A 20,508-nucleotide genomic window follows, 5' to 3' on the forward strand; every position below is an offset into this window, starting at 1 on the left:
ATCGTCGTGTCGCTTTCAGAGATTTGCGCCGGCCACGCGCAGGCGCGGTTCGGCCGCCTCGGTTCCGAAGACCGGCGGAACGAGATGGGTGATGTCCTTCTCGAAGGGCAGGCTCTTGTAGATCTCGGGATCGGCTGACGTGTCGAAGAGAGCGCTGTAGCCGTAGTTCAGATAGAGGCCGACGGCCTCGGGCTGGCGGAAACCGGTCGTCAGATAGATCCTCGTATAACCTTGACGGGCCGCCTGAGCTTCCAGCTCCACCAGCAGCTTGCGGGCAAGGCCCTGGCGGCGCAGATCCACGCGTGTCCAGATGCGTTTGAACTCGGCCGTGCGATCGTCGTAATGCTTGAAGGCGCCGCCGCCGATGGTTTCGCCATTGCGGATCAGCAGGAGGAAATTGCCGTGAGGCGGCGCGAAAGCTTCGGGCGGATAGCGGTTCAATTCGGCCGCGGCGCCTTCGGCATTGAAATAGGTGCCGTAGCGGCTGTCATATTCGTGGATCAGCTCATCGATCAACGGCTTGGCGCGGGGATCGAGAGGGGTCGTATAGAGAAACGTGTCGCTCATATCGTTCGTCACCCATTGTCTTCAGTGAGGAATGTTTCCGCGAGCCGGACCCAGTAGCGGGCGGCCGGCGCGATGATCGCATCGTTGAAATCGTAATGGGCGCTGTGGAGAGGCGCGCTGTCGCCGTTGCCCACGAAGAGGTAGCTGCCGGGATTGGCCTGCAGCATGAAGGCGAAATCCTCGCTTGCGGTTCTCGGACGGAAATCCTTCTCGATCGCGGCGAGACCAAGCGCGTCATAGGCGACGTCACGGGCAAACGCCGTTTCCTTGGCGTGGTTGACCAGCGCCGGAAAACCGAGCCGGTAGTTCACGTCCGCCTCGGCGCCGAAGCTTTCGGCCTGGGCGCGGGCGAGCGCTGGAATGCGCTCCTGCAGCAGCCGGCGAACTTCTTCGCTGAATGCCCGCATGGTGAGTTTCATCTCCACGCTCTCAGGGATGACATTCGAGGCGGAGCCGGCATGGATCGAGCCGACGGTGGCGACCGCCATATCCTGCGGATCGACATTGCGGGAGACGACGCTCTGCAATGCGGTGATGAAGGAAGCCGAAGCCAGCACCGGATCGACGGCGCGGTGCGGCTCGGCGCCGTGGCCGCCCTTGCCGATGATCTTGACGATCGCCTGATCGACCGAGGCCATGGCCGGACCGATGACGAAGCCGAACTGGCCCGCCAGCACCCCCGGCCAGTTGTGCAGTCCGAAGACCGCATCGACTGGGAAACGTTCGAACAGTCCTTCCGAGATCATCTTGCGCGCGCCGGCGCCGATTTCCTCGGCGGGCTGGAAGATCAGCCTGAGCGTGCCGCTGAAATTGCCGCTTTCGGCGAGATAGCGGGCGGCGGCAAGCAGGATCGCGGTATGCCCGTCATGGCCGCAGGCATGCATGACGCCGGGATTGCTGCTGGCATAGGCAAGGTCGGTCGCCTCCTCGATCGGCAGCGCGTCCATGTCCGCCCGGATGCCGATCCTCTTCCCGCCCTCGCCGCGTCTGAGGGTGGCGACGATGCCGGTGCCGGCAATGCCCGTCGCCACCTCATAGCCCCAGGAGGAAAGGCGGGACGCCACCAGCTTGCTCGTCCTGAGCTCCTGGAAGGCCAGCTCGGGATATTGGTGCAGGTCGTGGCGAAGCGCGATGATCTCATCAAGATAGGCGGCGATACCCTTCTCGACCGGATCGTTGCTGCGCGTGTTCAGAGCGATGGTGTCCATAGCGGTTCGCTCGGCGCCTCAGGCGCCGACAGCCCTTCCCTGCTCAACCTGATCGGCGCCGGCCGCATACCGGCTTTCCCGGAAGGGCAGGCCCAGATGATCGCGCAGCGTCTCGCCCCTTAGGACCGGATCGAAATAGCCGCGCGCGGTCAGGATCGGCAGGACGTGCTCGGCGAAGTCGTCGAAGCCTTCGGCGATGACGGGGAAGCCGAGAATGAAGCCGTCGGCGGCGCCATGATCCACCCAGCGGATGATCTCGTCGGCGATATGCTCTGCCGTGCCGATGAAGGCAGTGCGCGGCGTCGCGGAATCGAGTGCGACCTGGCGCAGCGTCAGCCCCTTCTCACGCGCCGTCCTCTTGATGCGGTCGGTGGTGGCGCGGAAATTGTTCCTGCCGATATCGCCAATGTCGGGGAAAGCCTCATCGAGCGGGTAGACGCTGAAATCATGGTGATCGAAGAAGCGGCCGAGATAGAGGAGCGCCTCCTCGATCGTGACGAGATTGCGGATCGCCTGATACTTGGCTTCCGCCTCCTCCGACGTCTTTCCGACGATCGGGCCGATGCCGGGATAGATGCCGACCTCCGCCGCGGCGCGTCCCTGAGCGATGACACTGTCCTTGAGCTGCCGATAGAAGCCTTGAGCCTCTTCGAACGGTCCGCCATTGGTGAAGACGGCATCGGCATGCTTGCCGGCAAGCCTGATGCCGGAATCGGAAGCCCCCGCCTGGAAGACGACGGGCTGACCTTGCTTCGATCGGCCGATGTTGAGCGGTCCTTCGATGCGGAAGAACCGGCCCTTATGGTTGAGACGATGCATCTTCGCCTTGTCGACAAAGACGCCGGTCTCGCGATTGCGCACGAAAGCGTCGTCGTCCCAGGAATCCCAGAGACCCTTGATCGCGTCGATATAATCCTCGGCGATCTCGTAGCGCAGCTCGTGCTCAGGATGTTCACGGCTGTAATTTCGCCCCGAACCCTCGAGCGGCGAGGTCACTGCATTCCACCCTGCCCTGCCGCCGCTGATGAGATCGATCGTGGCAAACTGGCGGGCAACGGTGAAGGGGTCGCTATAGGAAGTCGAGACCGTGCCGACGAGGCCGATCTTCGAGGTGGAAGCCGCCAGCGCCGAGAGAATGGCGATCGGCTCGAACCGGTTGAGGAAATGCGGGATCGACTGCTCGTTGATATAAAGCCCGTCGGCGACGAAGGCGAAAGCGATGCCCGCCTCCTCCGCTTTGCGTGCCGTATTGACGAAGAAGTCGAAATTGACGCTGGCATCGGCTGGGCCGCTCGGATGTTTCCAGGCATTCATATGGCCGCCAGGACCTTGCAGCATGATGCCGAATGTGACGTGTTTCTGAGCCATGGGATCGATCCTCCTTGGAAAGGTCAGGCGACGAGGGAAAGGCGCTCGGCGGCGAGCAGCTCGATGGAGGCAAGGCGGTCGGCGGTTGAAAGCGCCGGCGTGTCCAGCACGAATTCCTTGACGCCGTGGCGGCGGTGGAGCTCGTCCAGTTCCTTGCGGATCTGCTTTGCCGTGCCGTGCAGCACGCTCGGCACCCTCTCCTCGATTCGGTAATCGCTGACGCCGGCCTGCCGGGCGAATTCGGCTGCTTGCTCTTCGCTGCCGACATTGACGGTCTGACCGTTCGGCAGGAACACCTTGACGATCCTGAGCTTACCGACACGCTCGCGGGCATATTCCTCGCTTTCGGCAGCGAAGGCCGCGAGCGCCAGGATGGGACGCTTGCCGCCCGATGCCCGTTCATAGGCTTCGAAGGTCTTGCGCAGATTTTCGGGATCGCCATTCAGATGGCCGGCGAAGACGAGCTCCCACCCCTTCTCGGCCGCGAGTTCGGCGCTCTCGACGCTGGCGCCGAGCAAGAAACGCTCCGGAGCCGTCGGCGGGAAAGGGGTCGCCTGGGCACCGTCGTAACTGGGATCGGCCGCGAGATAGGTGTTGAGATCGGAAAGCTGGCTCGCAAAATCCGGCTTCCTCACCGGATCGACGGCAAGCTGCAAGGCGCGCGTCGACAGCGGAAAGCCGCCCGGCGCCTTGCCGACACCGAGGTCGACGCGGCCAGGCGCAAGCGATGCCAGGAGATTGAAGGTCTCGGCAACCTTGTAGGCGCTGTAGTGCTGCAGCATCACGCCGCCGGAGCCGACCCGGATCCTCGAAGTCTTGGCGAGAAGATAGGCGATCAGCGCCTCCGGCGCGGAACTCGCCAAGTTGGACATGTTGTGATGTTCGGCGACCCAGAAACGGTGATAACCGAGCTCCTCGGCCCGGGCGGCAATCTTTACCGTCGCCCGCAACGCGTCGGCGGCGGAGAGACCCTGTTCGATCGGGCTTTTGTCGAGAAGGCTGAGGAGGTATGTCATGGCGCCACGATCCGCTCAGTGGTTGTAATATTTAATCTATAAAATCAGTAGACAAACATCATTATAAGAAATGACATTCTCTTTCGCGGACATTGAGAGGAAAAAAGCAGCCGCAGCTGCGACGGAAATTCAGATGCCGGGAATGCGGGCGCGCATGCGCATGGATCTTTCAATCGACCATTTAATGATCTATATTTTGGTCAAAATGGAGAGTAGCCGCATGAAGCTGTCAGAACAGGTCAAGCCGATCAGCTATCTTAAGGCGCATGCGCCCGAGATCATCCGGACGCTGAAGGACAATCCGCAGCCCGTCGTCATTACCCTTCACGGCGAGGCCAAGGCGATCCTTCAGGATGTCGGCCAATATGAAGAAACGCAGGAAACCCTGGCGTTGCTGAAGGTGCTGGCGCTCACCAATCGACAAGTCGAGGAAGGCAAGCTGCGTCCTGCATCGGAATCCTTCGCGCGCATCCGCAAACGTCTGGCCGACGACCAGTCCTGATGCGTTATCGTGTTCTTCTTGCCGAGGACGCGGAACGCGACGTCGAGGATCTCTATCGTTTCATTGCCGCCCGCGACGGCGCCGAGACGGCAGAGCGCATCCTGACGGAAATCGAAAGCGCCTGCGCCGATCTCGAAGAATTCCCGGCCCGCGGAAATATTCCAAAGGAACTGGCCAGCATCGGTATCTCCGAATACCGCGAACTGCACCATAAGCCCTGGCGCATGATCTACCGTATCATCGGCACCGACGTCGTCGTCTACTGCGTGGCGGACGGCCGTCGCGACATGCAGGCCTTCCTGGAACGAAGGCTGATCCGCTAAAGCGCGTCGCGATCTTTCAGATTCGCTCCCTACGCTTTAGCTCTTTGTTTTTACGCATGTCGTTGCCGCAAAACCGCTGCACACTTTTGCGCGACATGCTGTAACATTCGGCATCCCCTCTCCTTCGGCATCGTCGCCGGCGCTCATCCGAGCATGGATGACCCGGACGAGCGCCGAAAACTTATCCCGCCTTTCGGCCGGCCGGCGCATTTGCCCGCAAGAGCGCCATCAACATCGGGCCGATCGCGAATTCTCCCTTTTCGCTTCGCCGCGTCAGGTCGCGAAGATAGCCGCCGGCGGAATTGATGTGGCCCCCGCGCTCCAGGATGCACGCCATCACGGTCGCGGCATTTTCCGCGCCCATCACACTTGCCGCCTCCTCATAGGCGGACGGGCTGACGCCCAGCATCGATCGAACTGTGACGGCCGCCGTCATCAGGTCACGCCAGTTTCGGATCACGCCATCCGGCCCGTAGGCGAGGATCTCGGGGCAGGCCTGCAGAACCAGACCAAGCGGGAAGGACTTCAATCCGCCGGCATCATCACGGCCGCCCGACCGTCCCCTTTGCCGCTCCTCCTGCCTCGGCTGATTGGCTGCCTCGTGCCTTTTCTCGTCTATCGTCACGCCCCCTCGCCCGTTCTCTTGCTCCGGCCTCGCGTCCTGCTTCGGTTCGAAGCTTGGTTCAAGTTCAGAGATGGAGTCGGGGTTTGAATTCTGTATGTGACGCTCGTTATAATAGGCATTGCCGCGTTCTTTTGTCGTTTTAACACGAACTTCCAACCGGTTAAGGACATCCGCTCTCAGCGCCATCAATTCATCCAGCAGCTGCTCGAGTTGTGCCGTCGTTGGCGACCGCGGCAAACCCTCGACCATGTCGCGGAACAGCTGGTAGACGGCCTGCCAGTCCCCTTGAACGTCTTCTTCGACCGCCGCTTCGATCAACTTTGCGATGTCGCGGCGGCAAAGCGTGATCCGTTCGCGCAAACGCTGAACGTGCAGCCGCTCAGCCATCACCGCGGCCGCCAGTTGTTCAATCTCCTCGGCGCGGGCAAGCAGCGGCGCCAGCGAGAAGCCGAAGGCCTCGTCGATCTCCCCTGCCCTGTCCCTGCGGACGTAACGCTTGCCATTGGGACTGTCCTTGCGCACCAGAAGACCCGCATCGACGAGCGCTGCGAGGTGCCGGCGAACGGTTTGTTCGGCCATGCCATGCGTCCTCAGCGAGAGCTGGACATTCGACGGGAAGACGATCAAGCCATTGTCCTGCGCCAGCTCGTTCTTCGGATAAAAGCTGAGGAGCGCATTGAGCACGGCAAGCGCGCGATCGGTGATGCCGAGCAACGGTTTTGCTTCGCACAGCGTACGAAACAATTTCCACTTGTCGACGGATTGATCGGGCTTGATCTCGCCTGCGGCAACCTGGCTTGCGAGCATGCCAAGCGTCATCGACCGCCGCCCGAACGGCGTCGTTATACTTCCGGTTTCCATCTCTTCCACCTCATCGAGGCAAAAGAAATCCGCTCACCAAAACGGCGCCAAAAACTCTTGACAGCGATTCTCGGAAGTGCGATTCTCGGAGGTGTTCAAGACTACGAGGAAAGCTTCCGTGACGGTGACGTTCGGGGGCTTTTTTCTTTTGCGGGTTATCTCCTGTTCGAATTGTCAGCTGACAATTCGTCTAACTGCCTCATTTCCTATCATTTTCCTCTTCGAACTCAACGGCGAGACCTGCCAGCCGCTGAGCCAGGAATTCCGAAAACGCCGCCGATTTGGCGGTGATGCGAAAGGTTTTGCCGGCGCGAGACACCGAAGCAAGCTGCGCGCCCGCTGACGTGCGAAGGGTCTGCTCGTCGCGCTGCGGCGGGCTCTTCTCCTCCAGCACTTTCCAGACGACATCGAAACGGCCGTTGGTTTCCAGTGCCTCGAAACCGGCGGCGCGGATCGCGGCCTGCGCTTTCTTCTGCCCGCCTGTTTCTCTGAATTTTTCGACGAAGGCCAGCCAGCGTGGGCGGCCGACTTTGGGGGCCGGTCCGATGGCTAGAATAATCTCCGGATCGATCGTCTGCGCGACCTGCAGCAGCCTCGAAGTTTCCGGCTTATCCGTTGCCAATGCCTTGGCAATCATGTCCCGGTTGAAGCCATGTTCATCCATGCGGCGCGCAAACAACGCCCGTTCGATGAAGCTCAAGTCGACGCGAGGGCCGTTCTCCTGACCCTGAGCAAGGATCAATTCCTCATCCGTCAGCTTGCGCACCACGGCCTTAACCGGGACGCCGAGTTCTGCGGCCGCGCGCAGGCGCCGATGGCCATAAGCGGCCTGATAGTGCCCGGCCTTGACGGGATCCGGCCGGACCAGGATCGGAACTTGCTGCCCGCTTTCCTGGATCGACTGCTTCAACCGCTCGAATTCAGGATCCTGATCGACGGGGATACGGTCACGGATGAAGGACATTTCGACCGCAGCCGCATCGATCTCCAGCACCTTGTCTCCGGAGGCGAGGGATTCGCGCAATGCCTTGGCGGCCGCCGCTTCCTCTCCCAGCCGCCCGAGCGACAGGTTCATCGCCTTGACCGCGCCGGACGGCCGATGCGGCGGCGCGCTCGGCGCATCCGGTCGCGCCGGCTCGACCGAACCGACCATGCTCTTCAGGATGTCGCGACCTTTCGGGCTCATGTCCTGCTCCATGCATTGCGAATGAGTTGCTCGACCTCGGCATTGACGCTATCGACGGATTCCACCCCGCGGTCATAGGTCTGGCGATGCATCGTCTCGCGCCCCGCCTCGTAGATCGTCTGCTTGGACAGGCCCGCATCCGAGACCGCCGTCGATTTGACCATCATGGAGGTCAGCACGCGCTCGCCGAACAGGCTGCGCAGGAAGGCAACGATCTGCGCCTGCGGACCGTCATTGGACTCGTAACGAGTGATCAGATAGCGCATCCAGTCATATTCAAGATTGCCGCCGGCCTGCTTGACGACCGCCAGAAGGTCGGAGGTCATCGTCAGGAACTGGTTCATCGATGCCACGTCGAGCATCTGGGGATGAACGGTAATGAGAACGGCTGTGGCGGCGCAGAGAGCAGACAGCGTCAGGAAGCCAAGGGTAGGGGGGCAATCGATGATGACGACGTCGTAGCTCTGCTCGAGCGAATGCAGCGCATTGCCGACCCGCATGAAGAACATGTCCTTGTCGTCGCGGTTGGTGTCGGCCAGCGCCTTTGGGGTGTCGTGTTCGAACTCGTGCAGTTCGAGATTGCCGGGGATGAGATCGAGACCGGGGAAATAGGTCTGGCGGACGATGTCGCCCACGTCGCGGCGCGTCTCGTCATATTTGATGGCGCCATAGAGCGTCTCGTTTTCGCCGACGTCGAATTCCGGCTGGTATCCGAGCATCGCCGACATCGACGCCTGCGGGTCGAGATCGACAGCGAGCACGCGGTAGCCGCGAAGCGCCAGGAACTGCGCCAGATGGATGGACGTCGTCGTCTTGCCGGAGCCGCCTTTGAAATTGGTGACGGCGATCACCTGGAGATGGTCGCCCGGCCGGCGCATCGGCAGATAGGAAGGTTTGGTGCGCCCGAGGTGCTGGCGCATCGCATGGATTTCCTCGAGCGAGAACACCCGGCGCCCGGCCGGCGTCTTCTCGGGGTTGATGGTTTCCACCTGGGCTGCGAGGTGGCGAACATAGCTGTCGGTCACGCCGAGTAGCTTCGCCGCCTCAGTGCTGCTGAACCGCCGCAGCGATTTGCGCGCATCAGGCGAGAACAGCCGCTCGAACAGCACCTGCAACTGGCTGCTGAGCATTGTCGAGTCCTGCGCAATCGTCTCGTCGATCGAGACCTGACTCGCCCTCTTGGCTTTCTCAACAATCGCGGCCTTGTTCGGCATTCACGCAAATCCTGATAAATCGGGTAATTTTGCGCAAATGATCGTGAGTCTGGCGATTCCGTCAAGCGATTTCTTGGTTAGCAAACAGATAACGGGACGGATTCGACGGGAAAATAGCGTGGAATTCCGGAATCTTAGCGAGGTTGTCAGCTGACAACGACAGTTCTACCCGCGCCGTCCAGGTCATCCTTAATCTATGGCAGCGTGATTCCGATATGTTGATGACATCGGCGACTCAGCTTGCCGCCGCTCATAACGGCCCGGGCAGGCGACCTTGTCTCACTTATAAGCCGACGGGCGGTACAGGCTCTCGCCCTCCAATCCACGGACGGGCTCGCTGCCGGAGGACTTGTCGCTCGCATCGTGCGTTTCAGGATCACGGCGTGACGGGGCAAGGCCGAGCATCTGCTCGAGACGGCCGGCATTGAGAGGAGCGCTTATTCCCTTGAAGTTCATGATCCATCTTTCGTCTGCGCATGACCTGCGTGATGGCGCAGAGATAAGCGCAATTTGAAGCTGGCGAGAACTGTCCCTCGACGTTATCACCATCTTTTCCCACGCAAGCAGCAAGGGGAGGGATGCACCATCGGCATTGAGCGGAGCAGGGGGAGGGACATCACTTCAGCAAGATTGCAGAGGCTCATCCTATGCGAATCAAGTGCTTGCGGATATGATCGGATGCATAGAGAGACGGGCATTCGTCGCTTTTCAGCCCGAGCGATCGGGCAGGCCCCTTAAAGATCTCCTCGCGCCTAGCGGAACTTATCGAGGTCTTCGCTTCCGTCTGCTGAATTCCTCTTTATTTACCGACTATTTACCATAAGCCTGCGCGAGCTCAGATCCTCTCGTCGGGCAACGGATTGCGAGCACTGAGGCAAAAGGCGGCATGCACGACGGGGATAGAGGTATCCGTCGCTATCGCGCCTTCATTCCCTCGCGATTGGTGAAATGGGCATTTCCTAAACCCGTCCCGATGGTCAACACCGCCCATCTCGAAACGTCCTTCATGAGAGGGATCTGCGACAGCCCCTGCACCACGGCATCGTTGTGCATCATCACGAAGGTGCTGTGATCGCCGATTTCGGGGATGGCCTTCATCAGCGCCAGAGGAAGGTTGAAGCTATCGCTTTCCCAATTGCCGCCGGGCAGGTTCTGTCCGCCGCGTTCGATCGAACCGTCGGCTTTGATGATGCCGGGGCAGGCGATCCCGATGATGGGAGCAGGTTTCAGATTGGCCTTTTCGGCTTTCTCGATCAGGTTCCGCAACATGGTCGCCAGCTTCTCTATCGTGGCGCTGCGGCTCGGCTCATCGTCGGCATGGCGCCAGATCGCCGAGTCCCAGACGCGCGCATCGGCAAAATCCGGCGATTTTTCCTTTCCGAACTCGACGACTCCAGCGCGGACATTCGTGCCGCCGATATCGACGGCGAGAATCGCCTCATAGCCTTTGAACATCCAGGGCGGCATCAGGTGAACGGAGCCGATCAGTCCCGCCTCGTCGGGATGATGGGCGATCGGCACGACTTCGATATTGATGCCGTCCGCCTTGAGAAGAACCATGGTCCTGGCGATTGCGAGCTCTCCGAAGCGGCTTTGCCGGAAGCCGCCACCCACCACGATCCGCTCCGTCTTCGACCAGCGCTCGTCCTTGAGGAACTTTGCGATCACTTTCGCAAAGTCCTGCGAGAAGTCCTCCACCGCGCCCATGACCAGCGCGGCGGCTTCCATATCATCGCCCTTCAACAGGGCCTCGATCTTTTTCTTGGAAAGCTTCTCCGTCGCGACCTTACCGATCGGGTCGTCTCCGAACTTGCGGACGCGTTTTCGCCAATCGTCGAGCTTCTGCTGGAAGGTCTTCTTATTGGCGTTGTCGCCGACGAAACCGTTCTTGTCACGCAGTTCATTGTTGTAGTCGTCGATGGTCACCAGCGGCAGCACCGATGCGCCGTGCGCCAAAGGCGCGTTGATTTCGTCATGATGCTTGGAACTGCCTTTGGCCATCAAACTACCTTTTGCTGAGCGAGTGCATGAGCGGGCGGCCAGACAAAACGCGGGAGTTGCTCCGGATGTTCCGGGGACCGGCTCGTCATCTTGCCCTCGTCGGACAGCGACCTAGCTTCAATGATGCAGAATTGGAGAATGCCGTGCAGGAAGACGCCGCTACGCAGGAAATGCTTTCCCTTGTCTTGGAGGAGCCGGACCGTTGGGCAATGTTTCTCGACATCGACGGAACGCTGCTCAATCTCGCGCCCACACCGGATGCGATCGAGGTTCCCGAGGCTCTTCCCGGGCAGCTTCATCGCTTGTCGAACAAGCTCGGCGGCGCCCTGGCGCTGGTCACCGGCCGATCGCTCGCCTTTGCCGACACTTTGTTCAAACCCTTCGCATTTCCGACGGCAGGTCTCCACGGGGCGGAGATCAGAAGCGCCACCGGGATGCATACCGTCGAGGCGACCACAGAGTTTCAGGCATTGAAGCATGCACTGACGGCGGAAGCCGAGCACTATCCCGGCGTATTGATCGAAGACAAGGGCGCCGCCGTCGCCGCCCATTACCGGCTTGCGCCGGAATATGAAAAGATTCTCGAAGAACGCATGCACCATTATGCGGAGTTCGCCGGACCGAACTGGGCGCTGCAGCTCGGCAAGATGGTGTTCGAGCTGCGCCCGGCACGGTCGAGCAAGGGCGACGCGCTGGAACGGTTTTTCCAGTCCGAGCCCTTCAAGAACCGCTGCCCGATCACCATGGGCGACGACCTGACCGATGAGTCGATGTTTGCGATCGCCAATGCGCGCGGCGGCGTCTCCGTGCGTGTCGGCACCATCGGCGCCCCGAGCTGCGCCACCAACCGGCTGTCCTCCGCCGCGCTGGTGAGGAACGTCATTGCCGCTTTGGCTGCCTGAGGCGGCGGAACGCGCTCGTCTTTCCACCGGCTGCGCAGCTTCGATTGTCAAAAAAGTATCGGTTTCGGCAGGGAATCGTGGTGGCGGCCAGCAGATGAGCTCACTACACTCCCCTCAAGAATAAAGCCAAACAGGGAATTTGGCTGACGGGCTTAAAACCGTCCTCGGAGGAGGAAACAATGGAACCTGACTTGGAAGTCGTTCAGATCAGGCCGGGCGAATCTTTCGCAACGAAGGCGCATGGCTATCCCTATCATACGGTTCGCTGGCACTTTCACCCGGAATATGAACTTCATCTCGTCGTGGCGACAACGGGCCGCTATTTTGTCGGCGATTTCATCGGCGAGTTCGAGCCCGGCAATTTGGTGCTGGCCGGCCCCAACCTTCCTCACAACTGGATCAGCGACGTCCCGAAGGGATCGAGCATTCCGCTTCGCTGCCAGCTCATCCAGTTCAGCGAGAGTTTCATCAGCGGCACGATGAAGGTGCTGGCCGAGCTCGGGTCCTTCGAGCCGGTTCTTGAGGCCTCCCGCCGCGGCGTGCTCTTCGGCACCGAGACCAGCCGGCAGATCGCCCCCTTGATGAACGAGGTGCAGCAGGCGCAGGGTGTGCGGCGCATCGAGCTCTTCATGATGATGGTCGGCCTGCTCGCCCGAGCGCAGGATGCGCAGCTGCTCGCAAGCCCGAGTTATCTGCCCGATCCCTCGGGTTACATGTCGGCCGGCATCAACAAGGCACTTGCCTACATCAGGGAGAACCTGACCAAATCCTTCGACGAAACCGATCTCGCAACGATCGCCGGACAGTCGACCGGCGCCTTCTCACGCGCCTTCCGCCGCCACACCGGCATGTCGCTGGTGCAATATGTGAAACGGCTTCGCATCAACCTCGCTTGCCAGATCCTGATGAGCGACGACCACGCATCGATCACCGATATCTGCTTCGAGGTCGGCTTCAACAACCTGTCAAACTTCAACCGGCAGTTTCTCGCGGAAAAGGGCATGACACCGTCCCGTTTCCGGCGATTGCTGGGTGACAATATCAACGTGGCGAAAGCGGCTTAATCGGCCGGACGATTTCGTTTCGAGGAGCACGAAGCACAGTCCACCGAACGGCGAGAGGAGGACGAGGGAGGAGGCAGCAAAACGACACTGACTTGAACGTGAGCACGCCACGAGCGGCTCGCGAGGGGAAGCGCTTGTCCTCAAAAGCTGCAAATCGCTGAGACAGGCGCTGCCGTTTCTTCAGCCGAACGGCGCAGCAGAGCATTGCAACCACGTAGCTATACGATTTTTTCCAATGGGAGGAGATGGAAATGATGAAGTTCTCGATGAAAACGGCAGGCGCTGCGGCCCTTGTCCTGTCCCTGCTGGGCGGCACGTCCGCCTTCGCGCAAAGCGCCGTTGCCGATGCGACAGTCGCATTCCTCATGCCCGACCAGGGTTCGACCCGTTACGAAGAGCACGACCATCCGGGCTTCGTCGCGGAAATGAAGAAACTCTGCGCGTCCTGCAAGGTCATCTATCAGAATGCTGATGCCGATATCGCCAAACAGCAGCAGCAGTTCAATTCGGCAATCACCCAAGGCGCCAAGGTGATCGTGCTCGATCCGGTGGACTCGGCGGCGGCTGCGTCTCTCGTCCAGCTCGCCCAGAGCCAGGGCGTCAAGGTCATCGCCTATGACCGCCCGATCCCGACCGGCAAGGCCGATTTCTATGTCTCCTTCGACAACAAGGCGATCGGCAAGGCGATCGCGGAATCGCTCATTGAGCATCTCAAGGCCAAGAACGTGCCGGCCGATGGCGGCGGCATCCTGCAGATCAACGGCTCGCCGACCGATGCGGCGGCAGGGCTGATCAAGGACGGCATTCACGAGGGTCTGGCCAGCGGCGGCTACAAGACGCTTGCCGAATTCGACACGCCGAACTGGCAGCCGGCGAACGCCCAGCAATGGGCGGCCGGTCAGATCACCCGCTTCGGCAAGCAGATCGTCGGCGTGGTCGCCGCCAATGACGGCACCGGCGGCGGCGCCATCGCCGCCTTCAAGGCGGCAGGCGTCGATCCGGTTCCGCCGGTGACGGGCAATGACGCGACGATCGCAGCCTTGCAGCTCATCATATCGGGGGATCAGTACAACACGATCTCCAAGCCGAGCGAAATCGTCGCCGCCGCCGCTGCAAACGTGGCGGTGAAGCTCTTGGCGGGAGAAACGGTCAAGGCCGAAATGACCCTTTACGACACGCCTGCCCAGCTTTTCGTCCCGGCTGTCGTCACCGCCGAGAACCTCAAGGCGGAGATCATCGACAAGAAGATCAACACCGCCGAGGAACTGTGCACCGGCCGTTATGCCGAAGGCTGCAAGAAGCTCGGCATCATCAAGTAATCCGCAAGGAAAGCGCGGCCGGTTCGCCGGTCGCGCTTTCGGTTTCGCTTTTTCCGAAAGGCCAGACGATGTCTGAAACCTCTCATATTATCGATCCCACGCGTCAGCCCGTTCTCAGCCTGCGCGGCATATCGAAGAACTTCGGGGCGGTGTCGGCGCTGACCGATATCGAACTCGACGTGCATGCCGGCGAAGTCGTGGCGCTGGTGGGCGACAATGGCGCCGGCAAATCGACGCTGGTCAAGATTCTGGCCGGCGTGCACCAGCCGAGTTCGGGTACGATCCTGTTCGAAGGAAAACAGGTCGATCTGTCGAGCCCAAGTGCCGCCCTCGACCTCGGCATCGCGACGGTCTTCCAGGATCTGGCACTCTGCGAAAATCTTGACGTCGTCGCCAACATCTTTCTCGGCAAGGAACTCAATCCCTTCCAGCTCGACGAGGTCGCCATGGAGATCCGCGCCTGGAAGCTCTTAAGCGAGCTTTCGGCCCGAATCCCAAGCGTGCGCGAGCCGGTGGCCTCGCTTTCCGGCGGACAGCGCCAGACCGTCGCGATCGCCCGGTCATTGCTGCTCGAGCCGAAACTGATCATGCTCGATGAGCCGACCGCCGCACTCGGCGTCGCCCAGACCGCCGAGGTGCTGGATCTGATCGAACGCGTGCGCGAGCGCGGTCTCGGCGTCATCATGATCAGCCACAACATGGAGGATGTGCGTGCCGTCGCCGACCGCATCGTCGTCCTTCGGCTCGGGCGCAACAACGGCACCTTCATGCCCGATGCGTCCAACGAGGCGCTGGTCAGCGCGATCACCGGCGCATCCAACAATTCCGTCTCCCGCCGCGCGCTGCGCCGCCAGGCGCAAAGCCGAGAGAACGAGGAGGGCAGGCCATGATGAAAACCATCCAGAACGAACCGGCGGCCCCTCCGCTTCTCGACCGGCGCGATGAAAGAGTGCGCCATGACGACAGCCTCAGCGGGTGGATTCGTGGGTTTATCGACCGTATCCGTTCCGGCGACCTCGGCTCGCTGCCCGTCATCGTCGGCCTGGTGATCATCTGGACGGTATTCCAGGCGCTCAATCCGGTGTTCCTCTCCAGCGCCAACCTCGTCAACATGCTGTTCGACTGCTCGACGGTCGGCGTCATCTCGCTCGGCATCGTCTGCATCCTGATGGTGGGGGAGATCGACCTGTCGGTCGGCTCCGTCAGTGGCTTCGCCTCGGCGCTCACCGGCGTCTTCTGGATCAACCAGGGCTGGCCGGTGGTGCTCGCCATCCTCGCCGCCATGGCTGTCGGCGCCTTGATCGGCTCGCTCTACGCCTTCCTGTTCAACCGCTTCGGCATGCCGAGCTTCGTTTCCACCCTGTCGGGACTGCTCGCCGTTCTCGGGCTGCAACTCTATATTCTCGGATCGACCGGCTCAATCAATCTGACCTATGGTTCGTGGCTGGTGAATTTTGGTCAGATCATGGTCATGCCGGATCCGGTCGCCTATGCGCTCGTGGCGCTTGCCGGCATTGGCTTCTTTTTCTCCAGCTATCGGACAGCGACGCGGCGGCGGGTAGCCGGCCTTTCGTCGAAATCGGTCGGCGGACTTCTTCTGCGCGCCGTCATCATCACCGTTGCTCTGGAGGCGGTGGCCTTCTATCTCAACCAGTCGCGTGGCGTCCCCTGGATGTTCGGCCTCTTCGTCGGCCTCGTCATTGCCATGAATTATGCGCTGACGCGCACGAAATGGGGGCGCTCCATGCATGCCGTCGGCGGCAACAGAGAGGCTGCCCGCCGCTCGGGCATTAATGTGTCGCGCATCTATGCGAGCGCCTTCGTCATGTGCGCGCTGCTTGCGGCAACCGGCGGCGTGCTCTCGGCGGCGCGGCTTGCCACGGCAAGCCAGCAAGCCGGCACCGGCGACGTCAATCTCAACGCCATCGCTGCGGCGGTGATCGGCGGCACGAGCCTGTTCGGCGGGCGCGGCAGTGCCTATTCGGCCCTTCTCGGCATCATCGTCATCCAGTCGATCGCCAGCGGACTGACGCTCCTCGATCTGTCGTCATCGCTTCGCTACATGATCACCGGCGCCGTTCTTGCCGTTGCCGTCATCGTCGACTCTCTGGCACGCCGCTCGCGCATTTCGCACGGCCGGGCCTAAACCAACCAGGAAAGCAGAGGAAGAAAATGGGACAGGATCTGTCTGGAAAAGTCGCGGCCGTCACCGGGGCGGCGTCAGGTATCGGCCTGGAATGCGCCAAGGCCATGCTTGGCTCCGGCGCGCGCGTCGTGCTGATCGATCGCAACGAAGAAGGCTTGAGGGAAATTTGCTCGACGCTCGGCGCAGACGCCATCCCGCTGGTCGTCGACCTCTTGGACCCCGAAAGCGTGGCGCGGATGATGCCCGCAATCCTGGAGAAGGCGGGCCAGCTCGACATCTTCCACGCCAATGCCGGCTCCTATATCGGCGGCGAAGTACTCGGCGGCGACCCTGATGCCTGGGACCGGATGCTCAATTTGAACATCAACGCGGCCTTCCGCTCGGTGCATGCCGTTCTGCCGCACATGGTCGAGCGCAAAACAGGAGACATCATCCTCACGAGCTCCGTCGCCGGGATGGTCCCCGTCGTCTGGGAGCCGGTCTACACCGCTTCCAAACATGCGGTCCAGGCCTTCGTCCACACGCTCAGGCGACAGGTGGCCAAGCACGGCCTGCGCGTCGGCGCCGTCGCGCCGGGCCCCGTCGTCACTGCGCTTCTCAGCGATTGGCCGCAGGAAAAGCTGGATGAGGCGCTCGCCGCCGGCGGCCTGATGGAGCCGAAGGAAGTGGCCGAGGCCGTGCTCTTCATGCTGACGCGCCCGCGCAACGTCACCATCCGCGATCTCGTCATTTTGCCGCAGAGCACCGATATCTGAGAGGGATTTGCCAGCCTCCACAACCGGACAAAGGAAACGGCCATGATCTTCGATAGATTTCGCCTGAACGGACAGGTGGCGCTGGTAACCGGCGGCACGCGCGGCATCGGACTGGCAATCGCCGAAGCGCTCGGCGAAGCGGGCGCAAAGGTCGTCATTGCGGGACGAACGCCCAATGCGGCCGCGGACGCACGGCTCTCAAAGGCCGGGATCGATTTCGAGTTCATCGCCGCGGATCTGGTGAAGGAGCGCGCTGCCGACGAACTCGTGGCTGAAACCCTTTCACGGGCCGGCCGGCTCGACATTCTCGTCAACAATGCCGGCATCGCCATTCATGGCGACAGCGGCGAATTCTCCGATGCCATCTGGCGCGAGATCATGACCGTTAATGTCGATGCCGTCTTCCGTGCCTGCCGGGCCGCGCTCGCGCCGATGCGGCGTCAAGGTGGCGGCGTCATCCTGAATATCGGCTCGATGTCCGGCATCGTTTCCAACATTCCGCAGAACCAGGTCGCCTACAACACCTCCAAGGCGGCGGTCCACATGATGACGAAGAGCCTCGCCAGCGAAGTCGCCGCCGAGAACATCCGCGTCAATGCCATTGCGCCGGGCTATATCGAGACCGATCTGTCGCGCGGCGGCATCGACAATCCCGACTGGTTTCCGACCTGGCGCAGCATGACCCCGATGGGCCGCGTCGGACAGCCGGAGGAGGTGGCGGGTGCTGCCCTGTTTCTCTGCTCGGCGGCGGCAAGTTACGTCACCGGCGAAGTGCTCGTTATCGACGGCGGTTATACGACGCGGTAGCCTCGGAGAGGGAAGGGCGAGTTCCCGCCCGATGGCTAAGCCGTTTTTTTGGGGCAGAAGTTCAAGGCGTCGTGCCGCAGGCGCTCTGGTAGTCGGCAAGCACGCGGTCGATCGCGGCAATCACTATAGTCTCGGGATCGCCGGCCTCGGCTGGCGGAAGCTGCGGCAGGTACTGGTGCAGCAGCGTCTCCGGGATCGTTTTTCCGCGCAGGGCGGCGAGCAACTTCTCGAACGCCTTCTCCGCCTCGGGCCTGTTCCAGTAATAGCGGATACGATCGCTGTAGCTATAGTGCCGCTGCAGGCGCAGGGCCGTCTCATCGCCGTGATAATGCGCCTGCCAGTCGCCGGGCGCTGACGACATCACCGCCTCCATCGTGGCGACGAGCGGCTTGTCGCCGTAGCCGGGAACCATCTCGGTCGCGATCATGTCAAGCGCATAGGCGGCCTCGCGCAGCGCGAAGGTCAGGCCGGGGCCGACCTTGAGGATCGGGAAGCCATCCTGCACCAGCCACGTCAGAGCCTCCCGTGTCTGATAATCGGTGGAATGGGCCTCGAAGACGAATTGCGATTCCTCGTCGAGAAGCGCGGTCAATTCAGTCGCAAGCTCGGGCCTGTAGCCGATGACGTTCTCGCTGCCGAATTCGACGCCCGGCTGGACGACGAAGGCGATGACGCGGGAAAAGGCGTCCTCCAATCCAGCCCGCGAAAAGATTTCGCGATGAATGGCAATCGTTGCGCGAGCGGCCTCCGGCGCGGTCGGCCGGAGTTCTTCGAGCGCATGATCGGCGCCGCCCGGCACCGGAACCTCGGTGCCGAGAATATAAAGCGGCATCGGCGCGCCGATCGCCTTCGCCGTCCTTTCGCTGATCTCCGCCAATCTTGCGGCGCGCTCGGCGATCGTCCGGTCGTCGAGCGCGGCCGGCTCGCCGGCACAGCCCATCGAGGCGTCGAGATGGATCTTGCCGAACCCGGCCCTGACATAGGCTTCGACCATCAACTCCGCCTGCTTCAGCGCGGCTTCCGGCCTCTCCTTGCGCCACGGGTTGGGGCCGAGATGATCGCCGCCGAAGATCATCCGCGCGCGATCGAGACCCTCCTCGGCGGCAATGCGCTCGGTGAAGCGGATGAAGTCTTCCGGCGTCATGCCGGTATAGCCGCCGAGATGGTTGACTTGGTTGCAGGTCGCCTCGATCAGGACCGGCCCGCCTTCGCGCACCGCTCGCCGGATGGCAGCCCTGAGCACGAGGGGATGGGCGGAGCAGACCGAGGTAATGCCGAAGGGTCTGCCTTCACGCCGGGCGGCGGCAAGACGGGTCAATATCCGGTCCATCGTCTATCTCCTCGGGGTTTCGGCGATAAAGGCCGTGAGTTCGGCAAGGGTGGAGACGCCTTCCATGGGCCCGAGCCGGGTCACGTTGCGAGCGCCGGCCGCATTGGCGTGGAGCAGGGCGGTATCCGGCGCCATGCCCTTGCGGCGGCAGGTGAGATAGGCGGCGCCGAAGCAGTCTCCGGCGCCGGTCGGATCGACCTCGTCAACCGCAAAGGCGCCGCAATCGGTGCGCGGGAGACCGCGGCCGAAGAAGGACGCGCCCTGTTCACCGCGCTTCAGCACAATCTCGGAGATTCCGCTCTCTAATAGCTTGGCGACGGCCGCAGCTTCGTCCGTCCGGCCGGCGGCGGTGAAGAGTTCCTCGCCGGAGGGCAGCAGCAGGTCGGCGGCGGCAAGCATCTTGTCCAAGTTTTCCAGCGCGCCGTCATCCGTCAGCAGTTCCTTACGAAGGTTGGGGTCCAGCGACACCGAACCGCCGCGAGCCTGCACCGTCTCGACGGCATAGAGGATCACTTCGCGGGCACCGGGAATGGTGAGAGCCGTTCCCATGACATGCACATGGCCGGCACGCCGGACGAGAGCCTCGGCGGCGGAGGTCAAGCCGATCTGGCCGGCCGCGGATCTGGCGATGTTGAAGACGAAATCACGGGCGCCATTCGGCCGGTAGCGAACGAAAGCACTGCCTGTCGGCCAATCTTCATGGATTGCGATGGCGGATACGTCGACGCCGTCGTGGCGCAGGCGGTCGACGTTCAAGCGGCCGAAATCGTCATTGCCGACACCGGCGATGATGCCGGCCGCACCGCCCATGCGCGCAACCTGGTCGACGAAGATGGCCGGCGCGCCGCTCGGATAAGGCCCCGTCAGGGATTGCGGCTCGAGGAAGCCCGCGCCGACCGTCGTCGCCATGATCTCCACCAGGATTTCGCCGACGGTGATCGTCGGCCCGAGCGCTTCCGGCGCAATCGCCCTTTGAGACAACGGCATCTGCAATCTCCTCCATGCGGGAAGCGGCGGTATCTGCACTCCGCGCACTCGTCAAAAAACCTTGATCCGCCCGTAACTTGGTTGGGAGGACCGGTCAAGAATAATTTGACGCGCGATAATTTCAATATTGCGGCGCAATAAATAGAGGCTGGCTTTATTTTGCGCTGCGAAACGCACTTTCGGTCCCTACTAAACCCAATTTCTACGCGAAACGATGGAAATTTGGCCGATTAACTCCCCAAAACTTCCTTGACAAGATTGACCAAGATGACAGATAAAACTTTACGCATGTAATTTTATGCGTGAACATCCGTAAAGGAGGAGCGG

At 61.7% G+C, this 20,508-nt stretch carries 20 protein-coding genes; 9 read left to right on the top strand and 11 right to left on the bottom strand.

Annotation, left to right across the window (positions count from 1 at the left end):
• Window positions 1-15 precede the first annotated feature (15 nt).
• Genes ATY77_RS31410 through ATY77_RS31425 form a run of 4 tightly spaced genes read right to left on the bottom strand, consistent with a single transcriptional unit; the run spans window position 16 to window position 4,159 of the window.
• Entirely contained in the window at window positions 16-579 is a 564-nt protein-coding gene (locus ATY77_RS31410; RefSeq protein WP_088673989.1) for a GNAT family N-acetyltransferase, read from the bottom strand.
• Complete coding sequence (locus ATY77_RS31415) at window positions 576-1,775, bottom strand: M20 aminoacylase family protein (protein WP_088690325.1); 1,200 nt, start codon at window positions 1,773-1,775, stop codon at window positions 576-578. The genes ATY77_RS31410 and ATY77_RS31415 overlap by 4 nt, the downstream gene beginning before the upstream one ends.
• Window positions 1,776-1,793: 18 nt before the next feature.
• Window positions 1,794-3,143 carry an LLM class flavin-dependent oxidoreductase gene (locus tag ATY77_RS31420; protein WP_088673987.1) on the bottom strand — a complete coding sequence of 450 codons (1,350 nt, stop codon included), beginning with the start codon at window positions 3,141-3,143 and terminating at the stop codon, window positions 1,794-1,796.
• 23 nt (window positions 3,144-3,166) lie between these two features.
• Window positions 3,167-4,159 carry an LLM class flavin-dependent oxidoreductase gene (locus ATY77_RS31425; protein ID WP_088690326.1) on the bottom strand — a complete coding sequence of 331 codons (993 nt, stop codon included), beginning with the start codon at window positions 4,157-4,159 and terminating at the stop codon, window positions 3,167-3,169.
• A gap of 220 nt (window positions 4,160-4,379) precedes the next feature.
• Here ATY77_RS31425 and ATY77_RS31430 point away from each other — a divergent pair, with 220 nt between their 5' ends.
• Window positions 4,380-4,661 carry a type II toxin-antitoxin system Phd/YefM family antitoxin gene (locus ATY77_RS31430; RefSeq protein WP_004676161.1) on the top strand — a complete coding sequence of 94 codons (282 nt, stop codon included), beginning with the start codon at window positions 4,380-4,382 and terminating at the stop codon, window positions 4,659-4,661.
• Window positions 4,661-4,984: a type II toxin-antitoxin system RelE/ParE family toxin gene (locus ATY77_RS31435; RefSeq protein ID WP_016736955.1), complete on the top strand. Its 324-nt coding sequence runs from the start codon at window positions 4,661-4,663 to the stop codon at window positions 4,982-4,984. The genes ATY77_RS31430 and ATY77_RS31435 overlap by 1 nt, the downstream gene beginning before the upstream one ends.
• A gap of 181 nt (window positions 4,985-5,165) precedes the next feature.
• Here ATY77_RS31435 and repC read toward each other — a convergent pair whose 3' ends face one another.
• From repC to ATY77_RS31460, 5 genes are all read right to left on the bottom strand, one after another.
• Window positions 5,166-6,470: a plasmid replication protein RepC gene (repC, locus tag ATY77_RS31440; protein WP_088690327.1), complete on the bottom strand. Its 1,305-nt coding sequence runs from the start codon at window positions 6,468-6,470 to the stop codon at window positions 5,166-5,168.
• A gap of 199 nt (window positions 6,471-6,669) precedes the next feature.
• The gene (repB, locus tag ATY77_RS31445; RefSeq protein WP_088690328.1) at window positions 6,670-7,656 is read right to left on the bottom strand and encodes a plasmid partitioning protein RepB; all 987 of its coding nucleotides are present in this window, start codon (window positions 7,654-7,656) and stop codon (window positions 6,670-6,672) included.
• Window positions 7,653-8,870: a plasmid partitioning protein RepA gene (repA, locus tag ATY77_RS31450; protein WP_088673982.1), complete on the bottom strand. Its 1,218-nt coding sequence runs from the start codon at window positions 8,868-8,870 to the stop codon at window positions 7,653-7,655. Before repA ends, repB begins: the two co-directional genes overlap by 4 nt.
• A gap of 279 nt (window positions 8,871-9,149) precedes the next feature.
• Entirely contained in the window at window positions 9,150-9,326 is a 177-nt protein-coding gene (locus tag ATY77_RS33050; protein WP_190233607.1) for a hypothetical protein, read from the bottom strand.
• 459 nt (window positions 9,327-9,785) lie between these two features.
• Window positions 9,786-10,871, bottom strand: a complete 1,086-nt coding sequence (locus tag ATY77_RS31460) for an ROK family protein (protein ID WP_088673981.1) — start codon at window positions 10,869-10,871, stop codon at window positions 9,786-9,788.
• Between the two features lie 170 nt (window positions 10,872-11,041).
• Here ATY77_RS31460 and otsB point away from each other — a divergent pair, with 170 nt between their 5' ends.
• From otsB to ATY77_RS31495, 7 genes are all read left to right on the top strand, one after another.
• Window positions 11,042-11,773, top strand: a complete 732-nt coding sequence (gene otsB / locus ATY77_RS31465) for a trehalose-phosphatase (protein ID WP_190237728.1) — start codon at window positions 11,042-11,044, stop codon at window positions 11,771-11,773.
• A 179-nt stretch (window positions 11,774-11,952) separates the two neighbouring features.
• Window positions 11,953-12,837, top strand: coding sequence for an AraC family transcriptional regulator (locus tag ATY77_RS31470; protein ID WP_088690330.1), 885 nt, complete (start codon window positions 11,953-11,955; stop codon window positions 12,835-12,837).
• 245 nt (window positions 12,838-13,082) lie between these two features.
• Complete coding sequence (locus tag ATY77_RS31475) at window positions 13,083-14,156, top strand: sugar ABC transporter substrate-binding protein (protein WP_190233606.1); 1,074 nt, start codon at window positions 13,083-13,085, stop codon at window positions 14,154-14,156.
• A 68-nt stretch (window positions 14,157-14,224) separates the two neighbouring features.
• Window positions 14,225-15,046, top strand: a complete 822-nt coding sequence (locus tag ATY77_RS31480; RefSeq protein WP_088690331.1) for an ATP-binding cassette domain-containing protein — start codon at window positions 14,225-14,227, stop codon at window positions 15,044-15,046.
• Window positions 15,043-16,302, top strand: a complete 1,260-nt coding sequence (locus ATY77_RS31485) for an ABC transporter permease (protein ID WP_088690332.1) — start codon at window positions 15,043-15,045, stop codon at window positions 16,300-16,302. Before ATY77_RS31480 ends, ATY77_RS31485 begins: the two co-directional genes overlap by 4 nt.
• Before the next feature lie 26 nt (window positions 16,303-16,328).
• A complete protein-coding gene (locus ATY77_RS31490; RefSeq protein ID WP_088673976.1) occupies window positions 16,329-17,057 on the top strand; it encodes an SDR family oxidoreductase in 729 nt (242 codons plus the stop codon).
• 42 nt (window positions 17,058-17,099) lie between these two features.
• Window positions 17,100-17,864, top strand: a complete 765-nt coding sequence (locus ATY77_RS31495; RefSeq protein ID WP_088673975.1) for a 3-oxoacyl-ACP reductase family protein — start codon at window positions 17,100-17,102, stop codon at window positions 17,862-17,864.
• A 61-nt stretch (window positions 17,865-17,925) separates the two neighbouring features.
• Here ATY77_RS31495 and ATY77_RS31500 read toward each other — a convergent pair whose 3' ends face one another.
• On the bottom strand, window positions 17,926-19,194 hold the full coding sequence (locus ATY77_RS31500) for a D-tagatose-bisphosphate aldolase, class II, non-catalytic subunit (RefSeq protein WP_088690333.1): 1,269 nt from the start codon (window positions 19,192-19,194) through the stop codon (window positions 17,926-17,928).
• A 3-nt stretch (window positions 19,195-19,197) separates the two neighbouring features.
• Complete coding sequence (locus ATY77_RS31505; protein ID WP_088690334.1) at window positions 19,198-20,181, bottom strand: sugar kinase; 984 nt, start codon at window positions 20,179-20,181, stop codon at window positions 19,198-19,200.
• Window positions 20,182-20,508 lie beyond the last annotated feature (327 nt).

This window comes from Rhizobium sp. R634, from assembly GCF_002211305.1.
In the GTDB taxonomy this organism is placed as follows: Bacteria; Pseudomonadota; Alphaproteobacteria; order Rhizobiales; family Rhizobiaceae; genus Rhizobium.